The organism is Enterococcus dispar ATCC 51266 (genome assembly GCF_000406945.1).
Classification (GTDB): Bacteria; Bacillota; Bacilli; order Lactobacillales; family Enterococcaceae; genus Enterococcus_C; species Enterococcus_C dispar.
This window is the reverse complement of record NZ_KE136354.1, coordinates 1,707,888-1,730,096: the sequence shown is the minus strand read 5'-3', so window position 1 is coordinate 1,730,096 and position 22,209 is coordinate 1,707,888. Positions and strand designations below refer to the sequence as shown.

The window sequence follows — 22,209 nt, the reverse complement described above, 5'->3', positions numbered from 1 at the left end:
AATGACAGAATTGAAAAAGTTACTGGCTGATGTGACCACCTTTTCTGCTTATAAAGAAGAACCAACTTGGATGTTGGAATTACGTTTGGCGGCTTTAGAAAAAGTGGATGAATTGGCTTTGCCCAAAATTGATCGCGTACGTTTCCATCGTTGGCCACTATTAAATGTGACAAGTGAACATTTAACTGTGGAACCAAAAGAAGCAGGGGTCGCAGCTTTTGATGTGATGGCAGATAATCCCATGTTGGTGCAAACAGACGATACAACTGTTTTTGAACAATTGCCGCAAAATTTAGTGGCACAAGGGGTTATTTTTACTGATATTTTTACCGCCATGCAAGATTATCCTGAATTAGTCAAAGAATATTATATGACCAAAGCTGTAACACCTTTTGAAGACAAATTAACTGCAGCGCATGCCGCTTTTATGAATAGTGGATTGTTTTTATATGTTCCTAAAAATGTTGTCATAAAAGAACCAATTGAAGCAATTTTAAATCAAACCGGCACAGAACACTTCTTCAAACACATTTTAATTGTTGCTGAAGAGCATAGTGAGTTTACTTACTTAGAACGCTTTAGTTCAGCTGACGAAGTTGCTAAAAAACAAGCTGCCAATATCGTGGTGGAAGTAATTGCTAAAGCTGGTGCCAAAGTGAAATATTCTGCGATTGACCGTTTAGGCGTAGATTTAACCACTTATTTGAATCGTCGCGGGCATGTGATGCGAGATGCAATGGTGGATTGGGCCATTGGCGTTATGAACGACGGTGATGTAGTAGCAGATTTTGATACGGATTTAGTCGGCGATGGTGCGCATTCTGAAATTAAAGTCGTAGCCATTTCCGCTGGTAAACAGATTCAAGGAATTGATACCCGGGTTACTAATAAAGCGCCTCATTCTATCGGTCATATTTTGCAACACGGTGTCATTCGTGAAAAAGGAACTCTAACCTTTAACGGTATTGGCCATATTTTAAAAGGGGCAAAAGGTGCAGATGCCCAACAAGAAAGTCGTGTTCTAATGCTTTCTGATAAAGCTCGCGGGGATGCTAACCCGATTCTTTTAATTGATGAAAATGAAGTAACTGCTGGACATGCTGCCAGTGTTGGTCGGGTAGATCCAGAAGAAATGTATTATTTAATGAGTCGTGGCTTGCCAAAAACAGAAGCAGAACGGTTAGTCATTCGAGGTTTCTTAGGATCAGTGATTACAGCGATTCCCGTTAAAGAGGCCCAAAAAGAATTTATTGACGTGATTGAAGGGAAGTTGAATCAATGATTGATGCGCTAAAACTACGACAAGATTTTCCAATATTGCATCAATTGGTTAATGATGAACCGTTGGTTTATTTAGATAATGCTGCGACTACGCAAAAACCAGAAGCAGTTTTAGCTAAAGTAGCAGCTTATTATCATCAAGATAATGCCAATGTTCATCGCGGTGTTCATACTTTAGCAGAACGGGCAACGCAATCTTATGAAAGTGCCCGCGAAAAAGTTCGCGCCTTTATCAATGCCAAAGAAACAGCAGAAGTATTGTTCACCCGTGGAACTACGACTGGTTTAAACTGGGTAGCCAGCAGTTTTGGAGATAAATTTGTTGAAGCTGGCGATGAAATTGTGATTTCTTATATGGAACATCATTCCAATATCATTCCTTGGCAACAATTAGCCAAACAAAAAGGGGCCAAATTGATTTACATTGACATTACGCCAGAAGGTTATCTGGACTTAGCCGATGCCAAGCGTAAGATTGGAGAAAAAACCAAAATTGTTTCCATTGCCCATGTATCAAATGTTTTAGGCGGTATTAATCCTATTAAAGAATTAATTGCTTTAGCCCATGAAAATGATGCAGTCATGGTGGTCGATGGTGCACAAGCTGCGCCTCACATGAAAGTAGATGTCCAACAATTAGACGCTGATTTTTATGCTTTTAGTGGGCATAAAATGTGTGGACCGACTGGAATCGGCGTGTTATATGGCAAACGTCAATGGTTGGAACAAATGGAGCCCGTGGAATTTGGTGGCGAGATGATTGACTTTGTTAACCTCTATGACAGCACTTGGAAAGAATTACCGTGGAAATTTGAAGCCGGCACACCAAATATTGCCGGTGGAATTGGTTTGGGTGCTGCAGTAGATTACTTAACTGAAATTGGCATGGATGAAATTCATGCGTATGAACAAAGTTTGGTTGATTATGTGATGCCAAAATTAAAAGCGATTGAAGGGGTAACGGTTTATGGTCCGCAAGATCCAAAAGATCATACCGGTGTCATCGCTTTTAATATTGAAGGGCTCCATCCTCATGATGTGGCGACGGCCTTAGACATGGAGGGTGTCGCAGTGAGAGCCGGACATCACTGTGCCCAGCCATTATTGAAGTATTTAAATGTGCCAGCAACGGCCCGGGCAAGTTTTTATTTTTACAATACTAAAAAAGACGCGGATCGTTTGATTGATGCGATTCACAAAACAAAGGAGTTTTTCCAACATGGCTCTATCTAAATTAGACAATTTATATCGCCAAGTCATTCTAGATCATTCCAGCCATCCGCACCATCGCGGAACGTTGGGAAAATCAAATGTGACGATTGAAATGAACAATCCAACTTGTGGTGATGTTATTCATTTGGAAGTAGAAGTAAACGATGGCATTATTTCAGATATTGCTTTTGATGGCAGCGGATGCTCCATTAGTACAGCGAGTGCTTCGATGATGACAGACGCTATGATTGGAAAACCACTATCAGAAGTGGAAAATTTGGAACAAATGTTTTCTGACTTGGTTCAAGGCAAAGATGTATCTGATACTGACAGATTAGGAGATGCGGCCATGTTAAGTGGGGTCGCAAAGTTTCCTACGCGCATTAAATGTGCAACATTAGCTTGGAAAGCGTTGGAAAAAGCTGTTTTGGATTCCAACAGTGGAATTGCGGAAACAAGTTCCGTTCATCCACATGAAAAAGATATCTTAGGGGAAGACAAATAAACATTTTTCCTTGTTAGACTGAAACTATAAGCAATACCAAATAAAGTAAGGAGTAGTGATCGCATGGGTGTTCCTGAATTAGAAGAATACAAATTTGGTTTCCATGATGACGTCAAACCTGTTTTTAGTACTGGTGAAGGTTTAACCGAAGAAGTAGTTCGGGAAATTTCCGCTGTGAAAGGCGAACCGGAATGGATGCTGGATTTTCGTTTGAAATCACTAGCAGCATTTAATAAAATGCCGATGCAAAAATGGGGTCCAGACCTTTCTGACATCGACTTTAATAAAATTAAATATTATCAAAAGGCCAGTGACAAACCAGCTCGTGATTGGGATGATGTTCCTGATAAAATTAAAGACACGTTTGAAAAAATTGGGATTCCAGAAGCAGAACGGGCATACTTGGCTGGAGCTTCTGCCCAATATGAATCAGAAGTGGTTTACCATAACATGAAAGAAGAATTTGAAAAGTTGGGGATTGTTTTTACGGATACTGATTCAGCCTTAAAAGAATATCCTGAACTTTTTAAAGAGTACTTTGCGCAATTGGTACCACCAACAGATAATAAATTGGCGGCATTGAATTCTGCTGTTTGGTCTGGCGGAACCTTTATTTATGTACCAAAAGGCGTGCGGGTTGATACCCCATTACAAACGTATTTCCGGATCAACGCTGAAAATACCGGTCAATTTGAACGGACATTGATTATCGTCGATGAAGGGGCGAGCGTCCATTACGTAGAAGGGTGTACCGCACCTACTTATTCCAGCAATAGTTTACATGCAGCAATCGTAGAAATATATACAAGAAAAGACGCTTACTGCCGTTACACAACTATTCAAAACTGGTCAGATAATGTCTACAACTTGGTTACAAAACGAGCTAAAGCTTATGAAGGCGCAACCGTTGAATGGATTGATGGGAACTTAGGTGCAAAAACCACAATGAAATATCCAAGTGTATACTTGGATGGTGAAGGCGCACGCGGTACCATGCTTTCTATCGCTTTTGCCGGTGCTAACCAAATTCAAGATACTGGTGCCAAAATGATTCACAACGCACCAAACACATCAAGTTCTATCGTCTCAAAATCTATTTCAAAAGATGGTGGCGAAGTGAATTATCGCGGCCAAGTAACCTTTGGTAAGAAAAGTACTGGTTCTGCTTCACATATCGAATGTGATACGATTATTATGGATGAACTATCAAAATCGGATACTATTCCATTTAATGAAATTCACAACAGCCAAGTGTCACTTGAACACGAAGCGAAAGTTTCCAAAATCTCTGAAGAACAACTTTACTACCTGATGAGCCGGGGGCTATCAGAATCAGAAGCCACTGAGATGATTGTCATGGGCTTTGTCGAACCATTCACCAAAGAACTTCCAATGGAATATGCGGTTGAGTTAAATCGCTTGATTAGTTATGAAATGGAAGGCAGTGTGGGGTAGAAATTTTATAAGCACCCGAAACGTTGATGTGATAACGTTTCGGGGCTTTTTGTTTTGTATTCATAGATAAGCGAATGCCATATTGAATGCCATTCGTCAAAAATTAACGTATTTTGCGAACCGTTCGCCAGTCTCCTTAATCTTTTCAGGAGTGACATGAGCGTAAATATTCATAGTAGTTTTGACATCTTTATGACCTAAGCGTTCTTGAACCTCTTTTATGCTTGCGCCGGATTCAAACAACAAGCTAGCATGAGTATGACGAAAACCATGTAATGTAATCTTTGGCAGCTCATATTTTTCGAGTATGTTATAGAGCCAGTCATTAGGAGCTTGAGGATAATAAAGGGCATTAAACTTATTCGTGAACAGAAATTGATCTTCACTCGATGTATTGTATCCAAATTTAAAGTACCATTCCTTTTGATTAACCCGCCACTGATCAAGAATTTTTACTGTTTTTCGATCAAGTCTAATTGTTCGCCGCGAACTTGCAGTTTTAGGCTCTTGAACAACAATCTGATCAAATTCATCAGTAGCTAGAGTTTTTCCAATCGTCAATTTTTGATTGAAGAGATTCACATCTTTCCACTGCAAAGCTAAGACTTCAGACTTTCTCATGCCTGTAAAAGCCAACAGACGAAAGAATGCGAGTAGTTTGGTACTTGTACGCCCAGATAGCTCAATATGCTCCTCTAAGCACTCAAAAAACGTCTCTAGCTGCTTTTTAGTGTAGAAGTTTGGAAATGATTCAACTTCTTTCTTGCGAGGTAATATCGTCTTTCTCATTGGATTACTGTCAATCACTTCCATTTGTACGCCAAATTGTAGCACCTGACCAACTACTTTGCGAAAATAGTGATACTGTTTGTATTTTTCATGCCATTTATTAACGATCTTTTGACAATAGCGAACAGTAATCTTGTCGAGTTTCAAGCTTCCAAAGTATTCTAGTGCATAACCTTCAATAAATCGCTTTGAGGTAGCAATAGTGGAAGGTTTTACTTTTAAACGGTATTGAACAAGCCATAAATCATATAACTCTTTGAAAGTAATCATTTCCTCTGAGATCAGTTTGCGACTATTTTTCTCAAATTCTGCTTGTAGTTGAGCTAATGATATTTGAGCTTCTTTCTTTGAATCAAATCCTCTTCGAGTTGTTTTAACTCGTTCTCCGGTATCTGGATCAGTTCCGAGATATGCCTGAAATCTCCATTTCTTTTTACCACTTGCTAATTTGTATTGTGTAAATGAAGCCATTTAAGTTCCTCCTTGATTACCTTTTGAGGAGCTATTTCAAAAATCAATCAAGATTAGGAGGGAGTTACTTTTCTTCAAAATAGATTGTACAGAAATTTTCGATTATCTTCTTAAGATCATCAATTGTATCATTCAAATAGTCATAATCAGAGTTCTCCTTTTGATCAACAAACTCTGTAAGTCTTTTTGATAGCAGGTGCAGATAGTTAAAGGATTGAGGGGTATCACCCAGTAACAGTCTAAGATTATTCATGTTAATTAAGTATTCATCCGACTTCAATATTTCTTCAGGGGAAAGTTCTAGGCTGGATAAATTATTTTCAACATCGTTTACGTTTGAATACGTATCTAGAGAAAATTCTGAAAGGTGAGCGTTGCCGAAAAGAATCTCTCTATAGTCAATACCAACTAAATTTCCAATCACTCTAATTTGCTTTAAATCAGGTAAAAGATTTTCAGATTCCCAGTTTGAGATTGTCTGAGATGATAAAACTGGTGAAAATAGATGACCGAATTCTTCTAAAGTAAGTCCCAAGTCTTCTCTGATAGACTTAATTCGTTCGCCATGACCATTAAGAGTTTTACCAAAAAGAAGGTAATCTGTCGTGACATTTCCAATTTGTGCAATTTGCGAAAGTCTCTCTTTGTTAGGGAGATTAAGACCTTTCTCCCATTTTCTGACGGCACTTTTATCTACAACTGGGTTTAAAAGTTCAGCAAATTCTTGTTGAGTCAATTTCTTTCCATTGTAATTCAGACGAATTTTTTTAATCCGTTCTCCTACTTTAGAGTTGTCAATACTTGTCATAGTAAATAATTCACCTCCGGATAAAGACAGTATATAACTAAAAAGAGTTTTTGAACAGATAAATTGAGAAAATTCTCCCCTTTTGTATTGACGCATATATAAGTTGATGATATTCTTGATTTATTAACAAAAGGGAGAAAATTCTCCCTTTTGTAAAGTTTATTTGAGGAGCTATTAAAAAGAAGAGGAGGAATTTGAAATGTCAGGTTTTCAAGTTTTATTAGACGATAAACAGTCTAAAGAGTTGCAGCAGTATATTTTTTCATTGGCGCAAGAATCTATCTCTAAAGCGGTTCAAAATGTTGGATTGGATAAAGATTTTTTGAATCAAAAAGAGATGTCTGATTGGTTGGGAGTAAGCCCAAATACATTGAAAATTTATGTAAGAGAAGGAATGCCAATAATCACAATGGGAGGAAGGAAATTTTATTCTAAAAGGGAAGTAACAAAGTTTATGCTTTCAAAACAAAGAGGAGGACTTGATGCGTAATCTTGGCGGATCAACATCAAGTCCTCATGGAAATAGAAAATCTATTTCCTGCTTATTTTATCACAATTAATACGGAGTAGAAAATATGACAAATTCAAGCAGAAGAATAAGAATAGAAGATATTATCCCAAAAGAAACATTCTACAGAGTACCCAAGCAATTACTTAATAGTCAGCTATATCAAGATTTGAGTAATGAATCAATTTTGGTGTATGCAATATTTCAGGATCGTTTTGAATTAAGCATTAGAAATAGATGGATTGATAATAATAATGCTGTTTTTTTTATATACACAGTAGAAGAGCTAGGGAGAATCATTAAGAGAAGCAAACCTACAGTAATAAAGATAAAAAAAGAGTTAGTACGGTATGGTTTATTGGAAGAAGAATATGTTGGTCTGAATCAACCAAATCGGCTATATATACTTAGTCCAGTTGAAAAAAATTCCGAGAGTAAAAATTCCGGGGGTAAAGATTTTTTACCCCCAGAGGTTAAAAAACTTTACTCTAATGATACTGAGTATAACAATACCATTGATACTAATAATGATACTATTAGAGATTTAAGACAAGTTGACAAAAAAATTTTTCACAAGATCATTCAAAGTGAACTTGTTTCGCAAGAAACAGCCCAATTTTTATCTATATTTGGTAACGGAATTCTTGTAAAGGAGTACGCGGATATCATTTATTCAACTAAAATCAAAGTCGAGAATTTTCAGAATAAAGAAAACACAAAATCAAATCGACATATTATTTATGGTGATATCTGGAAGAAAAGTATTGAACTAAAAGCAAAAAAATTTTACTTTAAATTGAAAGAGTATCAACACAAAAATAAGCCGATGAATAATCCTAAGAAATATTGGACGAGCACTATGGAAACTTTTTGGGAAAATGTTCTTCTAATGGAGAAAAAATATGGAGCTACAGAATTAGATATTTTGTATAATTCAGGTCAATTAGAGTTGGAAGAAAATTTTGTTGAGTTTAATGCAATCACAAAAGACATGAGCAAAAAAGAAAAACGAAAAGTTCGTTTTGAAATGATTTATGAAGAACCATTTCATTGAATAAACTTTGAAAAGTTAGAATTATTAAAAGTAAAAAAGTTGCAGAGCAGATAGTCGTAGATTCTTTTTTTGGCTATCTGTTTTTTTGGGCATTAAAGAACCATTACCACTAATGATTTTAGAAGGGCAAGCATCGGGTGTGTGCGCACACGCCCTAAAACGTTGTTTTTTCTTGGTAGAATATTCTACAACTTTTTGTGTCGCTATTGCTCGATTTTTAGTGGTAAAATTGAAAGAAGCAAAATCAAAAAAACATTTTAAACATTTTGAACTGTTTTAAGATTTTTTAGGTTTGGATATAGAGAATTTTTAAGTTGAAGAGGTGAGAAATATGGATTACAAAATTGATTACGAATTAACAGCAAAAATTGAAATCATCAATGAGTTTTCGTATGGGATTTACAATAGACTTTTAAATTATATTTTGAATAATGGAATCGATAAAAATGGTTCAAATTTATATTCTGCTATTCTTTCAACTTTAAGAAGAATGCTCTCTATTGATCTATTTAGTTATAACAGGGGAGAACTTGATAAAATGTTGATATACTGGAAAAATATGAATCAGTATATCAATGAGATCACAGATAAAGTGAAAACTCAGCCAGTTTAAGATTGGCTGAGTTTTATTTTTTTAATAGTGACCCAAAGTATGATGAAAAGATCATAGATAAAAGGAAATAGAGCAAATACCATAAAAAATAAATTACTCGCTTCTACAGAGTATCCATTGTGGAAATACTCATTAGTCAGCATGATTGCTATACATATTCCTAATAATAGAATTACTGCGATAAGATAGTTTTTAGCAATCCTCAATGAAAAGTAAAACATGCTGAAAGTAAAATAATTGAGAAATAATGTGCCTATAAAAGTGCCCTGGTAAGTAAATAGTTTTGCCACTAAAAGAGACAAAAAAATTTTGATGATGATAGCTTTAAGATATTGCGCCCTATTTTCAAAAATCAAAGCTTTTGAAATATTCATGAGTAACCTCCTTGTGGACTAGAACTAGTCCCATTGTATCATGGTTTCTCTCTAAGATTAACAAGAAAAAGGACTTATTTTAGTCCATAAGGTGTGTTAATCTTGAAAGAAGAAAAAATAATTGATCCGAATAATGTAATCGGTAGAAATATTAAGCGCATTAGGAAAGAAAAAGGGATCGGGCAAACTGAGTTAGTTAAGATGTTACAGCTTAATAACGTGGATATAACTAGAGAAACGCTTGTAAAAATAGAAGGTGGAAGGCAGCATATTAAATTAGAACAACTTAGAGGAATAAAAAATATTTTGCATTTAAACTACGAATCATTACTAAATGACTAAAAAATAATACTTGGAAGTGCTTTATTAGCGAGAAAAAGGTTCAAATAAAAAGTTTAATGAGGTAAGTATGAAAACAAACTTAAATCGATTTATGAAGATGCTTCAAAATGGCGAGAATAGACCAAATAAAAAAACTAATCCAGCAGTGAAAATTTTTCGAGAGGAGATCAAACAAGAGTTTGACTCGATTATACCTAAGGATAGTCATTATAGAACAAGAGCAAGTACTGGACAACATAGTAAAGTTATGGCTGAGGTTTCTTGGTATGCGGTTTTTGATGAAAGGTTTATAACTAAAGCAAGTGGAAGCTTTTATTATGTTGTTTATCTTTTCAAGGCAAACGGTGAGGGATTCTATTTGAGTTTAAATCAAAGCTGGACGAATATAAAGAAGGTAAAAATTTATGATGATAATGATCAATTAATTAGTTCAAAAACAATCGCTGCTAAGTCTGCTGAAATTTTGGCTGATAAAATTGATCCAATCTATTTATCGAAATGTATTACAACAAATATTAATCTTGATGCTTACAATGATTTTGGAATTGGATATGAATATGCAAATATTGCAGCAAAGTATTATGAATTTAATAAATTTACAGATGAACAGCTTAAGGATGATCTGATTGAAATGCTAAAAGTTTATTCCTCGCTTGTTCAAAATGTTGACCTTGAACAATATCAATCGCTGCTTTCAAGATATAAAGGTTGGATTTCAGAGAGCATTTCCTTAGACAATGAGAAGGCGGAAGAGGCTAGTGAAAAAAGTATAGTCCATTCAGAAGTAATGAGTAACTATAACGAAAATTTTGGAGGAAACGTAATTAGTGAAGAGTCCAGCAATTACACAATATCAGACGATAAATTGCAGAAAAAACTAGCTAAAAATCGCACTATTGGACATCGTGCAGAAGAGCTGGCTATTGAATATTATAGAAATATCACACGTGAAATTGTTGGTGAAAAAAATTTCGTCAATTTTGAGTCAAAAATTGAAAATTTAGGTCGTAATCATGGGTTTGGATATGATATAAAAGCATTCGACTTAGATGACTTAAGGTTAGGAAAAGAGACAGAAATTCATGTTGAAGTGAAGGCTACTGAGAGCCCATTTGGCACAGAGCCCTTCTTTATGACTAGAAATGAGTTGAGTCAAGCGATTAATGATAAAGAGACATATCGTATACTCAGGATATATGATTTCAAATCAAAAAATCCAAAGTTTGACGAATTAAACTTATTCAAAAATATTGATGAGAGTGACAAGTCAAAAACTATAGATGAAATTGTCCAACCATTTTTAAATATTGTTCCCAGTTCGTATATTGTTAAAGGATGGAAAAAGGAATGAACCCTTCCTTTGATCACTAATGAAGATGGTTGAGAATCCTTTGATTCTTGAGTTGATTTTTAAAAAGAATGAAACCATAAATAGCAATGTGATCGTCATTTTTTTATTTATGAGCGGAACTTTTTTGATTGTTCTCCATAACAGAGTATTGATTTGATGATTGTGTAAGTCTATGAAAAAAATAAAACAGTTAATAGTACTTTGAATCAGTAAACATGTTCACATGGACAAAGCCTGCCAAAATAAGTAGTTCTTTTTGTTACAGATTGATAAGTTGAAAAGATAAGGTTTTTGATTATTAGAATAACATTAAATCCTTATAAAGAGTGAGGAGGAGTAAATGTATAAAAAAATATTGCAGTGGCTATTTATTATTGGAGTTACTATATTTCTAATACTGAAAATAGATTTAGTAATAGATTTTATTATCACGGCCAATTTGAATTTAACTCAAGATAATTTTTGGGGATTATGCGCGCTTTACTTTATCGAGATAATGTTTGTTCTTATAATTTATGATTCTTTGATGGTTGTAATATATCCTCGGATTAGTTCAGGTATCGTTGCATTTTGTAGATTTGGAATAAGAACAGAGCGAATTAAATTGACTCAATTCTTGATAAGATTGGATTATAACATGTCAAGGATCTATAGCTTTTTGAGGTTAGGATGGGTCCGATATGCAAGTTCAGATCTAAGTCCAGTTTGGATTGGAATATCAAAATTGACTTTATTTCAAAAGATTGTCGGTTTTGTTCGGATTGTGATTAGCTTTCCAATGCTAATCTCAATAATACTCACGCTATTTTCACTGAATAGAATTAATATTGATTGGATGTATAGTCAGTTTGAACATTTTTGGGATTTTCTTAAACGGGCTGTATCAATTGAAATCAACTTGGGAGATATTTTTTCTAAATTACCAGCTATAGTTGCTTTATTCACAATAATACCGGTGTTTTTCTTTTTCTATTTCTATAGTCAAAAAAGAGAAGTTCGAAAAATTATTGATAAACAAAACAAAGATTCATTTGAGATTATTGTTGTTAAACATAATGAGCTTTCTAAATTAATTTCAAAATCTATTTACTCTATCTCAGAAAATTTGGATTATGTAATTAATTGTCAATCATTGGTAATAAATTTAGTTCTAAGTAAAAAAGTAAAAAATTTTTATAATTTAGAAGAAAGACATTATCGTCAAATTGATAGTGTAGATAAATACCTTTTTAAAGAAATACCAGAATTTGAAAAAATAGCTGAGTTACTTTCAGAGCTTACAAGTGAAGATTTAGTTTTTTTCACAAGACGTTTTTATAAGGAAAGGTATGATATGAGGCAACTCTATTATGATTTTTATAGATTTAAAACTCCTGACGCATTGAATAATCTATTTTTAACTAAATATGGTATAGAAAACAAGATATCAAATACTACCGAGGTTCGTCACGATTGTTCAAAAGAGGATTTAAACAGATATAGAAGTGAGGAGGAAAATACTTTATCTTCTAATATTTATGATGCTTTGGAAATGATCTATGCTTTGAAAAGATATAACGATTCATTGAAGCGGTATTTACATTCTTCGAGTGTAGAAAAAACTTTAATGAAAATATTAATTAAGGAAAATTAATTCGTTATTTTTGGTGGGTTGGCTTGGATTATAAAAGAGGATTTTTATGGGTATGAAAAATTATTGGTTAGTTTGTCACGGAGATGGTGGTAGAAAAACACTTACTTTTTCTAGTGGAGAGAAAATTTGTTGCGATTCCTTAAATGGTAATCAAGACCCTTATATATGGGGAGAGAGGTTTTATACTACCTTTTGTAAAACAAGAGATTTGAATAAGCCAGTATCAAATAGCGGGGAAACTATTAAACCAAAAGATATATTGATTTGGACAGTTCCATATAAAGAAGAGGGAAAAATAGTTGCTCTTTACTGTGATTTAATTTTTGAAGTAGACAAAATTATTTCCTGGAAGAAAAGTCATGAATGGGAAATTATTGATAAAGAATACAGAATAGAAAAATGTCTGAATACCATTAAACTTGATGGTAATATTGTTCAAGGAGATCAAAAAGCTTATTCTGAGCATTTTTTGGTAGGAGTTAAGGATCATTATAGAAAAACATCTGAGGATAGAAGAACTATAGTATCGACTAAAAATGATAAACATAATTTTCAACCTCAGGAAAAGAAACAAAACAGATTACTGGATATTTTAGGGTGTTTTGAAGAAAGTTCAGGCAGTCGATTTCAGAAAGAAAACAATTATTTTAAGGTGTTTCAGCTTGATATAAAAGAAGAAATGAATATAAAATCGCTTTTGTGTCTTAGCGATAAGGTCAATCAATCAAGATTAAGGGAATTGTACGAAAGAACAGAATTTAGGACATCATCCTTTAAAGATATGATGTGAAGATGCCACTAAACATTGATTTTTGAAATAGCTCCTCAAAAAGAAAGAATGAATGCCATAATGAATGCCATTTTGTCGATTCTGACTGAATATCATTGATCTAATTGTGTTTAGATAAAGATAACAAACACTGATTCTCAGCGATTCTGATTGCTATTACGCGCTGAATCATTGAATGGAAGGCAGTGTGGGATAGGAATTTAAAGAGTGCCAAAACATTGTTAATTCAATGTTTTGGTACTCTTTTTTTGTGCTTTTTAAGATTGCCTACGAAAATAAAGATACTGGGGAAGTCGTTCTCTACCTTCTCAGCAGCTTTTTCATTGGTAAATTATAAGATATTAAGAAGTAAAACTAGCAAAATAACTATACAAGTAGTGGTCAGGTAAATAATATTTTCAAATTTTCGTGTCTTGGTTTTAAAAAAGAAACCGGGCTCAGTTGAAAAGAAATTACTACGATACTTAAGCGGGATAAAATTTCCTATTAATATTCCTACCAACAAGAGATAAAATGGCCAGTTTGGGGTAATTCCTCTAGCTAAAAATGCCCATACTAACGAGATTCCATAAATTATATACTGAATGAGTGTTACAATAAAAAAAATTTTTTTATCCTTACTCAAGGTCGGCTCCTCCTTGTAGACTATATTTGTTTCATTTTACCATTCCATTAAGTACCTAAATAGAATATTTTATACTTTTATAGATTATTCTGAGATAAACAATGGATAATGTGAATTTTTTATAGATTGTCTCTATTAAGAAATCAGTGAACATAGACTTATAAATTTGTAAATCTATTTCCAGTTTTTCTACCGGTTTAAACTCCTTTCTAAATTTTATGCTATTTTAAAAAAACTTTTATAAGAAAGCGCTCGCAATTTTACTTTAAAATTGTTATGCTAAATATAACAAGGAGGAGATTGTGATGTTTAAACGAGGTAGCTACTCGATATAGTTTTATTTGATGGGCACTATATCGAGTAAAAATTTCCTGTCAATCTAAGCTATATCGCTCTCACTGATAATTTATTAGGAGATGAAAGCATGAATATAGCATTATTAAAAAAACAGTGGTTACAAAGTGAAGCAAACCAAAAGAAATTTAGCGGTTGGGATTTTTCTTATTTAGAAAATAAGTATTTTTGTGAAGTTCCTGATTGGGATTATCGTAAAATTGTCTTAAAATATTTGAAAAAAGATATGCAGTTATTGGATATGGGAACAGGTGGGGGCGAATTATTAGCAACATTTGGTCATCCTTATGAAAAAACTGCTGTGACAGAAGGATATGAAAAAAATTATCGTTTACTTTTAGAAAGATTACGTCCAAGAGGTGTTAATGTTCAATTTGTTAATGAACAAGATGAACTAAATTTTCCTGAAAATGCTTTTGATATCGTAATTAATTCCCATGAATCATTTGATATCTCTGAAGTGAAACGTGTATTAAAGCCTGGAGGTATCTTTATTTCCCAACAAGTTGGTGATTTTAATGGGGTTAATCTAGCCTCGCGGGTTTTTCCCGACTACAAAAAAGAGACTTTTGATTTCCATCTTGCATTGGTGACGAAAGCTTTAAAAAATTACGATTTTGAGATTTTGTATCAAAATGAAGCCTATTTGAAACAAGAATTTTATGATATGGATGGTCTAATTTACTACTTGCGGACAATTCCGTGGGAGTTTCCGGATTTTTCTGTCGTAAACAATTTTGCTGAATTACTTGATTTACATCAAGAATTGCTAAGACGAGAAAGTATTTTCAATTTGCAACATCGATTTGTCTTTATTTGTCAAAACGTGAAGTAAGGAATCGCTAGTAATTTTATCTGTTTTAATTCAATCATATTGATAAATCGCGACATTATTTAAATAATGTCGCGATTTTTTTGTATAAGCCAATCTTTTTATAAGATTTCGCCTTGTTGGTATACTGAAGTGGAACTCATTTTGTTTTGAAATAGGATGGAATGCTACAAAAGGAGGTTTTTGATTGGCCAAAGTCGTTTTTTACGGTGCTATTAGTTTAGATGGTTATTTAGCAGATAATGCGGACAATTTGCAGTGGTTATTTGATACGAATTTAGCTGGGGTGTCAACTTATGAAAATTTTGAAGAAAATGTTGCAGCGGTGGTAATGGGGCGGGTGACTTATGATGAGGTAATAAAGTTACTAAATGGTCAATCACTTTATCCTCATAAACAAAAGATTATTTTTTCCCGTAGTCGTACAGATGAAATTGATGAGGGGTATTTTACCGCTCAAGATCCTAATAAAGTCATTGTTGATTTGAAAACGCAGGTTCAAGGCTATATTTGGATTGTAGGTGGGGGCGAACTCTTGACACATTTAATGGCGGCCGATTTGCTAGATGAATACTGGATTCAAATTGCACCGGTATTCTTAGGGAATGGCAAACGGTTATTTCCAACTGGTGATTACCAACAGCGCCTTGATTTTGTTGATAGCACAGCGATGGGGGAAATGGTAGAACTCCATTATCGTAAAAAAATGGAATAAAGAAGGTGTGGACGTGAAAAAATGGCATTGGTGGCAAAAAATGTTGCTGGGAATTTTGGTTGTTTTTCTATTTGTGGCTGCAGGTGGTAGCTTATATCTAAAAGAGAATACGTATAAGCCAAGTAAGGATGCAAAAGTGATTAAACCCACAAAAGTGACAAAAGACTATGCGCTTTTTGTCAGTTCACAGCCAAATAAAAATGAAGAGCAAACCAACCTCATCTTTTATCCCGGGGCTTTGGTGGCACCTTCTAGTTATCGGATTTGGGCCCAAGAAGTAGCAGATGCAGGTTATTCTGTTTATATTTTGAATGTGCCGTTAAATTTAGCAGTACTTGCGCCAAACAAGGCGGATGTTGTCCTAGCGAAAAATGCCCAAGCAAAAAATATTTTGGTAGGCCACTCATTAGGTGGGGTGATGGCTAGTCGTTATGCGCAAAATCATCAAAAGGAAATTGCCGGTATGATTTTTTTAGCTAGTTATCCTGATGAAAAAGGTTCACTCAAAAAAGTGAATATTCCCGTCTTATCTATTACTGCAAGTCAGGATCAGGTTTTAAATAAAACCCAATATCAAAAATCAAAAGCCTATTTGCCAGATAATACTACTTTTGCAGAAATTAAAGGTGGTAATCATGCTGGTTTTGGCAGTTATGGTGCGCAAAAAGGTGATGGCAAAGCCACAATTTCTAATTCACAACAACAACAAGAGCTTAGCAAGTATATTATTACTTGGTTAAAGGAAATCAAGTAGAAAAATCTTCTTGTAAGTAATTGTAGCAGTAATCTCCAAAGATCATCAGTTGTCGTCTTTATTTAGAAAGTAAACAATGGATTTTGTTTAATAGAAAGGTTTATATAAACTTTTATGTATTCTATTTCTAGTGGCCTATTCCCTCGCTAAAGATGTTGGTAAAAAAATTTTAAAATTGAAAACGTTATTTCAAATGAAGCTGTGAAGAATTTATGATTTTTTTTCGTTTGAAAATTAAGTATGGGCGTAATAAATTAAAAAGATAATGATCCAGTATAGGGAAAACACTATTAAATCAAAGGCTTTAAGCAGATAAAATAACGTTTGTTTTGGTTTTTGTTTTATGAAAATTATTATGCAAAATGCTTGCAATTACTAAAAATGGGTGTATAATGACACATTGTCACATGACATGGCGTCATTTATTTAAAGTGAAATTTTTTAAAGTAAGGAGGAGAGATCATGCCAAAGGAAACCTTTTTTCATCTGACAAAAGAAAAGCAGCAACGTATTATGAAAGCTGCGAAAAAAGAGTTTTCCAGAGTTCCTTTAGGGGATGCGTCCATTGCGCAAATTATCAAGGATGCTGGTATTCCTCGCGGCAGTTTTTATCAGTATTTTGAAGATAAAGAAGATCTTTATTATTATTATTTTCAAAGTATGCGGCGAGATAGTCAGCAAGAACTGAATAATGCGATGAAAGAAGCGCAAGGACAACTTTTTGATGGTTTTGAAATTTACTTTACCAAATTGGTCAAAGAGGTTTTACATGGAGAAAACGCGGCGTTTTACAAAAATTTATTTATGAATATGGATTATCGTTCTTTTCATAAAGTTGCGCCCCATTTTGGCAAGCAGAGTCCGCCACCATTTCATGCAGCTGATGCACGGCAGGAACACCGAGAGAGTATGCAGGCGTTTTATAACATGATTGATCTGACAACTTTAAAAGTTCAAAATCAAAAAGAGTTAAAAATTCTAGTCAAAATGTTGATGCATGTAGTATTTTCTACTGTTGCAGAAGGGTATCGTCATCTGATTGGACAAGATGATTTTGATATGCAAGAAGCTTTGTATGATTTCTCAATGAAGCTTAATTGGCTAAAAAGTGGTGCTACCAAAACAAAAGATGAAAAATTTAATAGGTAAGGAAGGTTGCAGACGTGAAATTATTTAAATATCTGGGCAAATACTGGTATGCAATCCTAGCGGCACTCGTACTCTTAGGAATTCAAGCCAACAGTGATTTGACATTACCAAGCATTACGTCAGACATCGTCGACGTAGGGATTCAACAAGGTGGTTTGGAAAATCCAACCCCTGAAACAATTCGAAAATCTACGCTTTCAGCAGTTGAACTATTTATGACTGATGCTGAAAAAGATACGATTAAAGAAAACTATAAAGCCGGCACGAAAACAGTGGATGGCAAAAAAGTTGAGGTATACAACCTTAATTTACAAGAAGGTATGACCAAAGAAAAGTTGGCGAAAATTTTTGAATTGCCAATGATGATGCTGGCTTCTTCTCAGGCCAAAGATTCAAAAGATGGCAATGCCGCCAAAGAAATTTTGGATACTTATCAAAAATTAGGTACAGATAGTAAAAAAGCACAAGAATTAGGCGCTCAAGCCAAAACGTTAGGCGAACAAGCCCAAACAGCCGCTGCACAAGCCCAAACGGCAGCAGCAGCGGGGGATATGGCTACAGCTCAAACAAAAGGCGCGCAAGCCCAACAACTTGGTGATGAAGCCAAGGCGAAAGGTGCTGAAGCCCAAAAAATCGGCGATGAGTTGAAAAAAACGAATGATGCACTGCCTGAAAAAGTAGTCGAAGCGCGAAAAGAAACCAAAGCAGGGCTGGGCGACATGGGCGAAGATTCCATGAAAACTGTCGGCGTCCAGCTAACTTTAGCTGAGTATAAAGCGTTAGACAAAGATACTAAGCAAATTCAAACCGACTACATGATGAAAAAAGGGACACAAATGATTATCTTAACTTTAATTTCAGCAGTCGCTGCAATTTTAGTAGGTTTAATTGCTTCTCTTGTTTCCTCTTCAGTAGGTAAGAACTTGCGGGTGGGTCAATTCAATCAGATTTTAAATTTCTCTAATGCAGAGATGGAAAAATTCTCACCAGCTTCATTAATTACCCGAAGTACCAATGATATTCAACAAATCCAAATGGGGTTAGTAATGACCATTCGTATGGTCTTATATGCACCAATTTTAGGACTTGGTGGGATTTATGAAGTTTACAAAACCGGTACGGGCATGGGCTGGATTATCGGTGTGGCCGTTGGTTTAGTCTTGATTTTAGTTTTGACATTACTTGGTTTTACAATGCCAAAATTCAAGAGCTTACAAAAATTAGTCGACCGTGTAAATTTGGTTTCCCGCGAAATTATTACCGGGTTACCTGTTATCCGTGCTTTCTCTCGTGAAAAATATGAAGAAAAACGGTTTGACGGTGCCAATACTGATTTAATGAAAACACAAATGTTTGTTAACCGTGCAATGTCTATCATGATGCCAATTATGATGTTACTAATGAATGGTATTTCGGTCTTAATTGTTTGGGTCGGTGGTCACAATATGGATGCCGGTCAATTACAAGTGGGGGACATGATGGCCTTTATTACTTATACAATGCAAATTGTCATGGCCTTTATGATGCTTTCAATGGTTTCAATTATTTTACCTCGTGCCAACGTTTCTGCTGGACGTGTGGATGAAATCTTAGAAACAAAACCAACCATTACTGATCCGGAACAACCACAAGACGATCATGACTTTACTGGAGAAGTGAAATTTGAAGGCGTTACGTTCCATTATCCTGATGCCGATGAAGATGTGTTACATCACTTGAATTTCACGGCTAAACCTGGTCAAACTACAGCTTTAATCGGTTCAACTGGTTCTGGTAAATCAACTGTTGTTAGTTTGATTCCACGTTTGTTTGATGTTTCAACAGGCCGTATTACCATTGATGGTGTGGATATTCGTCAAATGAGTTTACACAAATTACACGATTTAATTGGTTTTGTACCGCAAAAAGGTGTTTTATTCTCCGGCGATATTAAATCCAATATTAAATTTGGTGATGTCGACGGTATTTCTGATGAACAAATGAAAAAAGCAGCCATGATTGCGCAGGCAGAAGAATTTATTGATTCAAATGATGCAGGTTATGATCGAGCTATTTCTCAAGGTGGAACGAACGTTTCGGGTGGTCAAAAACAACGTTTGGCTATCGCTCGTGCTTTAGCGAAAGATCCGAAAATCTTGATTTTTGATGATTCACTTTCTGCGTTAGATAATAAAACTGATGTGGCTTTACGGCGGGCATTAGCTGAAAACGTTCAGGGGATTACCCAAATTATCGTGGCACAAAAGATTTCGACAATTTTACATGCCGATAATATCATCGTTTTAAATGAAGGTCGGATTGTTGCACAGGGTACTCACGAAGAATTGATGGAAACATCTGCTGTTTATCAAGAAATTGCTTCTTCACAATTGAGTAACGCTGAATTGGGCTTAGAAGCAGAATAGGAGGCGAAGAAAATGGCAGAAAATAAACAACAAACTCCCCGTGGCGGTCGTGGCCCAATGGGTGGTGGCATGGCCGGTGGCGAAAAAGCCAAAGACTTTAAAGGTACCATTAAAAAATTAGTCTCCTATATGGCAGATTACAAGATTGCAGTCTTGTTTGTCATGATATTCGCAGCAGCGTCAACTGTTTTTAATATCTGGGGACCCAAAATATTATCCAAAGCGATTACTGAATTATTCAATGGCTTAATCAAAAAATATCAAGGTACTGGTGGTATTAACTTTGATAAAATCGGTCAGATTCTACTCTTTATGTTGGGATTGTATTTGGTAGCAGCACTCTTTGGCGTGATGCAAGGCTGGATCATGTCGACTGTTACTCAAAAAATTACTTACCGTATGCGTAAAGAAATCACCGAAAAAATTAACCGGATGCCAATGAATTACTTTGAAAGTCGGACAACAGGTGAAGTTTTATCCCGTATTACTAATGACGTGGATACTTTAGGACAATCACTAAACCAATCTGTTACCCAGTTAATTACCTCCACATTTACCATCGTGGGTGTAATTATCATGATGTTATCTATTTCTGTTCAAATGACGGGAATTTCGGTTTTAATTGTGCCAATTTCCTTAGTATTAATTATGTTTGTCGTGAAATATTCGCAAAAATATTTTGCTACCCAACAAAAATATTTAGGTAAAATTAACGGTCAAGTAGAAGAAACTGTTGGTGGCTATAACATTGTTCATTTGTTTAATGATGAAGAAAATGCCATGAAAGAGTTTAAAGAACAAAATGATATTTTATTTAAATCAGCATGGAAATCACAATTTCTTTCAGGTTTGATGCAACCAATCATGAACTTTGTGGGTAACTTAGGTTATGTCGCAGTGGCAATTATTGGTGGGATTTTAGCTTACAACGGCACAATTACCGTTGGGGATATTCAAGCCTTCATTCAATATGTCCGCAACTTAACACAACCAATTGCGCAACTAGCGCAAGTTTCGAATATGTTGCAATCAATGGCAGCAGCAGCGGAACGTGTTTTTGAATTCTTAGGTGAAGATGAAGAAGCCCAAACTGTTGAAAATCCGGTTAAAATCGGGAAAGTTAAAGGTGAAGTGGACTTTGAACACGTACACTTTGGCTATACACCAGATAAAATTATCATTAACGATTTTAGCAGCCATGTTGATCCAGGTCAGATGGTGGCAATCGTTGGGCCGACGGGTGCTGGTAAAACGACAATGGTTAAATTGTTAATGCGTTTTTATGACGTGAATTCTGGTGCTATTAAAATTGATGGTCATGATATTCGTGACTTTAACCGAGCTGATTTACGCCAAAATATTGGGATGGTTTTACAAGATACTTGGTTGTTCAAAGGAACCATTATGGACAACTTGCGCTATGGTAATTTAGATGCAACTGATGAAGAAGTTTATGCCGCAGCCAAAGCCGCCCATGTTCATCACTTCATTGAAACATTACCTGGTGGCTACAATATGGAACTAAATGAAGAGTCTTCAAATATTTCACAAGGTCAAAAACAATTATTGACGATTGCGCGTGCAATTTTAGCTGATAAACCGATTTTGATTTTGGATGAAGCGACATCTTCTGTTGACACACGGACGGAAGTCTTAATTCAAAATGCCATGAATAACTTAATGGCGGGTAGAACTTCTTTTGTTATTGCTCACCGTTTGTCAACAATTAAAGATGCAGACAAGATTCTTTACATGCAAGATGGGGATATTAAGGAACAAGGTACCCATGAAGAATTATTAGCCAAAGGTGGCTACTATGCTCAACTTTATAATTCTCAATTTGAAGAATTAGCAGGCTAAAATTAAATACCACTAAACGTCTCTTACTTCGCACTATAATTCGAAGTAAGAGACGTTTTTTTTAAGTAAAGAAATTATGTGAGTTTCACCAAAAAAAATGCCGGAGCTATCTAAGGCGTTGTTGTCTAGCTACCCGAACGGCACTATCTACGGGACAACAAGCTGAAATTTTAAGAAATTTGAAAAACCATTTAGCTTTTTTTGATTACCTTTTTATTTCACATAAAAACGGGTCTATGGTGTAATTAAAGAGAAAGTTTTAATAAGGGAAAATCACCCTCACAAAGGGAAATAAAAGTTTTTAACACAATAAACGAATAAAGGAGAAA

At 35.0% G+C, this 22,209-nt stretch carries 21 protein-coding genes; 17 read left to right on the top strand and 4 right to left on the bottom strand.

What is annotated here, in order from left to right; translation table 11 throughout:
- Nucleotide 1: 1 nt before the first annotated feature.
- From sufD to sufB, 4 genes are all read left to right on the top strand, one after another.
- Nucleotides 2-1,282 (top strand): Fe-S cluster assembly protein SufD, encoded by a 1,281-nt coding sequence (gene sufD / locus RK01_RS08325; protein ID WP_016172852.1) that lies wholly within the window; start codon nt 2-4, stop codon nt 1,280-1,282.
- The gene (locus RK01_RS08320) at nt 1,279-2,514 is read left to right on the top strand and encodes a cysteine desulfurase (RefSeq protein ID WP_016172851.1); all 1,236 of its coding nucleotides are present in this window, start codon (nt 1,279-1,281) and stop codon (nt 2,512-2,514) included. Before sufD ends, RK01_RS08320 begins: the two co-directional genes overlap by 4 nt.
- The gene (gene sufU / locus RK01_RS08315; RefSeq protein ID WP_016172850.1) at nt 2,501-2,998 is read left to right on the top strand and encodes a Fe-S cluster assembly sulfur transfer protein SufU; all 498 of its coding nucleotides are present in this window, start codon (nt 2,501-2,503) and stop codon (nt 2,996-2,998) included. Before RK01_RS08320 ends, sufU begins: the two co-directional genes overlap by 14 nt.
- Nucleotides 2,999-3,061: 63 nt before the next feature.
- A complete protein-coding gene (gene sufB / locus RK01_RS08310) occupies nt 3,062-4,453 on the top strand; it encodes a Fe-S cluster assembly protein SufB (RefSeq protein WP_016172849.1) in 1,392 nt (463 codons plus the stop codon).
- A 96-nt stretch (nt 4,454-4,549) separates the two neighbouring features.
- Here the strand turns inward: sufB and RK01_RS08305 are convergent, their stop codons facing one another.
- Together RK01_RS08305 and RK01_RS08300 are read right to left on the bottom strand one after the other, a co-directional pair.
- On the bottom strand, nt 4,550-5,713 hold the full coding sequence (locus tag RK01_RS08305; RefSeq protein ID WP_016172848.1) for a site-specific integrase: 1,164 nt from the start codon (nt 5,711-5,713) through the stop codon (nt 4,550-4,552).
- A 64-nt stretch (nt 5,714-5,777) separates the two neighbouring features.
- Complete coding sequence (locus RK01_RS08300) at nt 5,778-6,521, bottom strand: helix-turn-helix domain-containing protein (protein ID WP_016172847.1); 744 nt, start codon at nt 6,519-6,521, stop codon at nt 5,778-5,780.
- Nucleotides 6,522-6,720: 199 nt separating this feature from the next.
- Here RK01_RS08300 and RK01_RS08295 point away from each other — a divergent pair, with 199 nt between their 5' ends.
- The 3 genes from RK01_RS08295 to RK01_RS08285 all read left to right on the top strand — a co-directional run bounded on the left by RK01_RS08295 (nt 6,721) and on the right by RK01_RS08285 (nt 8,696).
- On the top strand, nt 6,721-7,011 hold the full coding sequence (locus RK01_RS08295; RefSeq protein ID WP_016172846.1) for a MerR family transcriptional regulator: 291 nt from the start codon (nt 6,721-6,723) through the stop codon (nt 7,009-7,011).
- A gap of 85 nt (nt 7,012-7,096) precedes the next feature.
- Entirely contained in the window at nt 7,097-8,083 is a 987-nt protein-coding gene (locus RK01_RS08290) for a replication initiator protein A (protein ID WP_016172845.1), read from the top strand.
- Between the two features lie 331 nt (nt 8,084-8,414).
- Nucleotides 8,415-8,696, top strand: a complete 282-nt coding sequence (locus RK01_RS08285) for a hypothetical protein (RefSeq protein ID WP_016172844.1) — start codon at nt 8,415-8,417, stop codon at nt 8,694-8,696.
- Here the strand turns inward: RK01_RS08285 and RK01_RS08280 are convergent.
- Entirely contained in the window at nt 8,693-9,070 is a 378-nt protein-coding gene (locus RK01_RS08280; protein ID WP_016172843.1) for a hypothetical protein, read from the bottom strand. The two genes, RK01_RS08285 and RK01_RS08280, sit on opposite strands and share 4 nt — an antisense overlap.
- Nucleotides 9,071-9,163: 93 nt before the next feature.
- Here RK01_RS08280 and RK01_RS08275 point away from each other — a divergent pair, with 93 nt between their 5' ends.
- The 4 genes from RK01_RS08275 to RK01_RS08260 all read left to right on the top strand — a co-directional run bounded on the left by RK01_RS08275 (nt 9,164) and on the right by RK01_RS08260 (nt 13,186).
- A complete protein-coding gene (locus RK01_RS08275; protein ID WP_034864780.1) occupies nt 9,164-9,412 on the top strand; it encodes a helix-turn-helix domain-containing protein in 249 nt (82 codons plus the stop codon).
- A 67-nt stretch (nt 9,413-9,479) separates the two neighbouring features.
- Nucleotides 9,480-10,763, top strand: coding sequence for an MrcB family domain-containing protein (locus tag RK01_RS08270; protein ID WP_016172842.1), 1,284 nt, complete (start codon nt 9,480-9,482; stop codon nt 10,761-10,763).
- A gap of 340 nt (nt 10,764-11,103) precedes the next feature.
- The gene (locus RK01_RS08265; protein WP_016172841.1) at nt 11,104-12,396 is read left to right on the top strand and encodes a hypothetical protein; all 1,293 of its coding nucleotides are present in this window, start codon (nt 11,104-11,106) and stop codon (nt 12,394-12,396) included.
- A 46-nt stretch (nt 12,397-12,442) separates the two neighbouring features.
- Nucleotides 12,443-13,186, top strand: coding sequence for a hypothetical protein (locus RK01_RS08260; RefSeq protein WP_016172840.1), 744 nt, complete (start codon nt 12,443-12,445; stop codon nt 13,184-13,186).
- A 331-nt stretch (nt 13,187-13,517) separates the two neighbouring features.
- On the opposite strand, the gene RK01_RS08255 is transcribed toward RK01_RS08260, so the two are convergent.
- A complete protein-coding gene (locus RK01_RS08255) occupies nt 13,518-13,811 on the bottom strand; it encodes a hypothetical protein (protein ID WP_016172839.1) in 294 nt (97 codons plus the stop codon).
- 424 nt (nt 13,812-14,235) lie between these two features.
- Here RK01_RS08255 and RK01_RS08250 point away from each other — a divergent pair, with 424 nt between their 5' ends.
- From RK01_RS08250 to RK01_RS08225, 6 genes are all read left to right on the top strand, one after another.
- Complete coding sequence (locus RK01_RS08250; RefSeq protein ID WP_016172838.1) at nt 14,236-15,000, top strand: class I SAM-dependent methyltransferase; 765 nt, start codon at nt 14,236-14,238, stop codon at nt 14,998-15,000.
- 184 nt (nt 15,001-15,184) lie between these two features.
- Nucleotides 15,185-15,712, top strand: coding sequence for a dihydrofolate reductase family protein (locus RK01_RS08245; protein ID WP_016172837.1), 528 nt, complete (start codon nt 15,185-15,187; stop codon nt 15,710-15,712).
- A 13-nt stretch (nt 15,713-15,725) separates the two neighbouring features.
- Complete coding sequence (locus RK01_RS08240) at nt 15,726-16,466, top strand: alpha/beta fold hydrolase (protein ID WP_016172836.1); 741 nt, start codon at nt 15,726-15,728, stop codon at nt 16,464-16,466.
- 462 nt (nt 16,467-16,928) lie between these two features.
- Nucleotides 16,929-17,615: a TetR/AcrR family transcriptional regulator gene (locus RK01_RS08235; protein ID WP_016172835.1), complete on the top strand. Its 687-nt coding sequence runs from the start codon at nt 16,929-16,931 to the stop codon at nt 17,613-17,615.
- Nucleotides 17,616-17,629: 14 nt separating this feature from the next.
- Nucleotides 17,630-20,020, top strand: coding sequence for an ABC transporter ATP-binding protein (locus tag RK01_RS08230; RefSeq protein ID WP_016172834.1), 2,391 nt, complete (start codon nt 17,630-17,632; stop codon nt 20,018-20,020).
- Between the two features lie 12 nt (nt 20,021-20,032).
- Nucleotides 20,033-21,880, top strand: a complete 1,848-nt coding sequence (locus tag RK01_RS08225) for an ABC transporter ATP-binding protein (RefSeq protein WP_016172833.1) — start codon at nt 20,033-20,035, stop codon at nt 21,878-21,880.
- Nucleotides 21,881-22,209: the final 329 nt, after the last annotated feature.

Bases quoted from the DNA above. Each gene is read 5' to 3' on its own strand.
- RK01_RS08225 (WP_016172833.1), top strand. From the start codon at position 20,033: ATGGCAGAAAATAAACAACAAACTCCCCGTGGCGGTCGTGGCCCAATG.
- RK01_RS08290 (WP_016172845.1), top strand. From the start codon at position 7,097: ATGACAAATTCAAGCAGAAGAATAAGAATAGAAGATATTATCCCAAAA.
- sufD (WP_016172852.1), top strand. From the start codon at position 2: ATGACAGAATTGAAAAAGTTACTGGCTGATGTGACCACCTTTTCTGCT.
- RK01_RS08235 (WP_016172835.1), top strand. From the start codon at position 16,929: ATGCCAAAGGAAACCTTTTTTCATCTGACAAAAGAAAAGCAGCAACGT.
- RK01_RS08320 (WP_016172851.1), top strand. From the start codon at position 1,279: ATGATTGATGCGCTAAAACTACGACAAGATTTTCCAATATTGCATCAA.
- RK01_RS08270 (WP_016172842.1), top strand. From the start codon at position 9,480: ATGAAAACAAACTTAAATCGATTTATGAAGATGCTTCAAAATGGCGAG.
- sufB (WP_016172849.1), top strand. From the start codon at position 3,062: ATGGGTGTTCCTGAATTAGAAGAATACAAATTTGGTTTCCATGATGAC.
- RK01_RS08260 (WP_016172840.1), top strand. From the start codon at position 12,443: ATGGGTATGAAAAATTATTGGTTAGTTTGTCACGGAGATGGTGGTAGA.
- RK01_RS08265 (WP_016172841.1), top strand. From the start codon at position 11,104: ATGTATAAAAAAATATTGCAGTGGCTATTTATTATTGGAGTTACTATA.
- RK01_RS08280 (WP_016172843.1), bottom strand. From the start codon at position 9,070: ATGAATATTTCAAAAGCTTTGATTTTTGAAAATAGGGCGCAATATCTT.
- RK01_RS08250 (WP_016172838.1), top strand. From the start codon at position 14,236: ATGAATATAGCATTATTAAAAAAACAGTGGTTACAAAGTGAAGCAAAC.
- RK01_RS08300 (WP_016172847.1), bottom strand. From the start codon at position 6,521: ATGACAAGTATTGACAACTCTAAAGTAGGAGAACGGATTAAAAAAATT.
- sufU (WP_016172850.1), top strand. From the start codon at position 2,501: ATGGCTCTATCTAAATTAGACAATTTATATCGCCAAGTCATTCTAGAT.
- RK01_RS08295 (WP_016172846.1), top strand. From the start codon at position 6,721: ATGTCAGGTTTTCAAGTTTTATTAGACGATAAACAGTCTAAAGAGTTG.
- RK01_RS08285 (WP_016172844.1), top strand. From the start codon at position 8,415: ATGGATTACAAAATTGATTACGAATTAACAGCAAAAATTGAAATCATC.
- RK01_RS08305 (WP_016172848.1), bottom strand. From the start codon at position 5,713: ATGGCTTCATTTACACAATACAAATTAGCAAGTGGTAAAAAGAAATGG.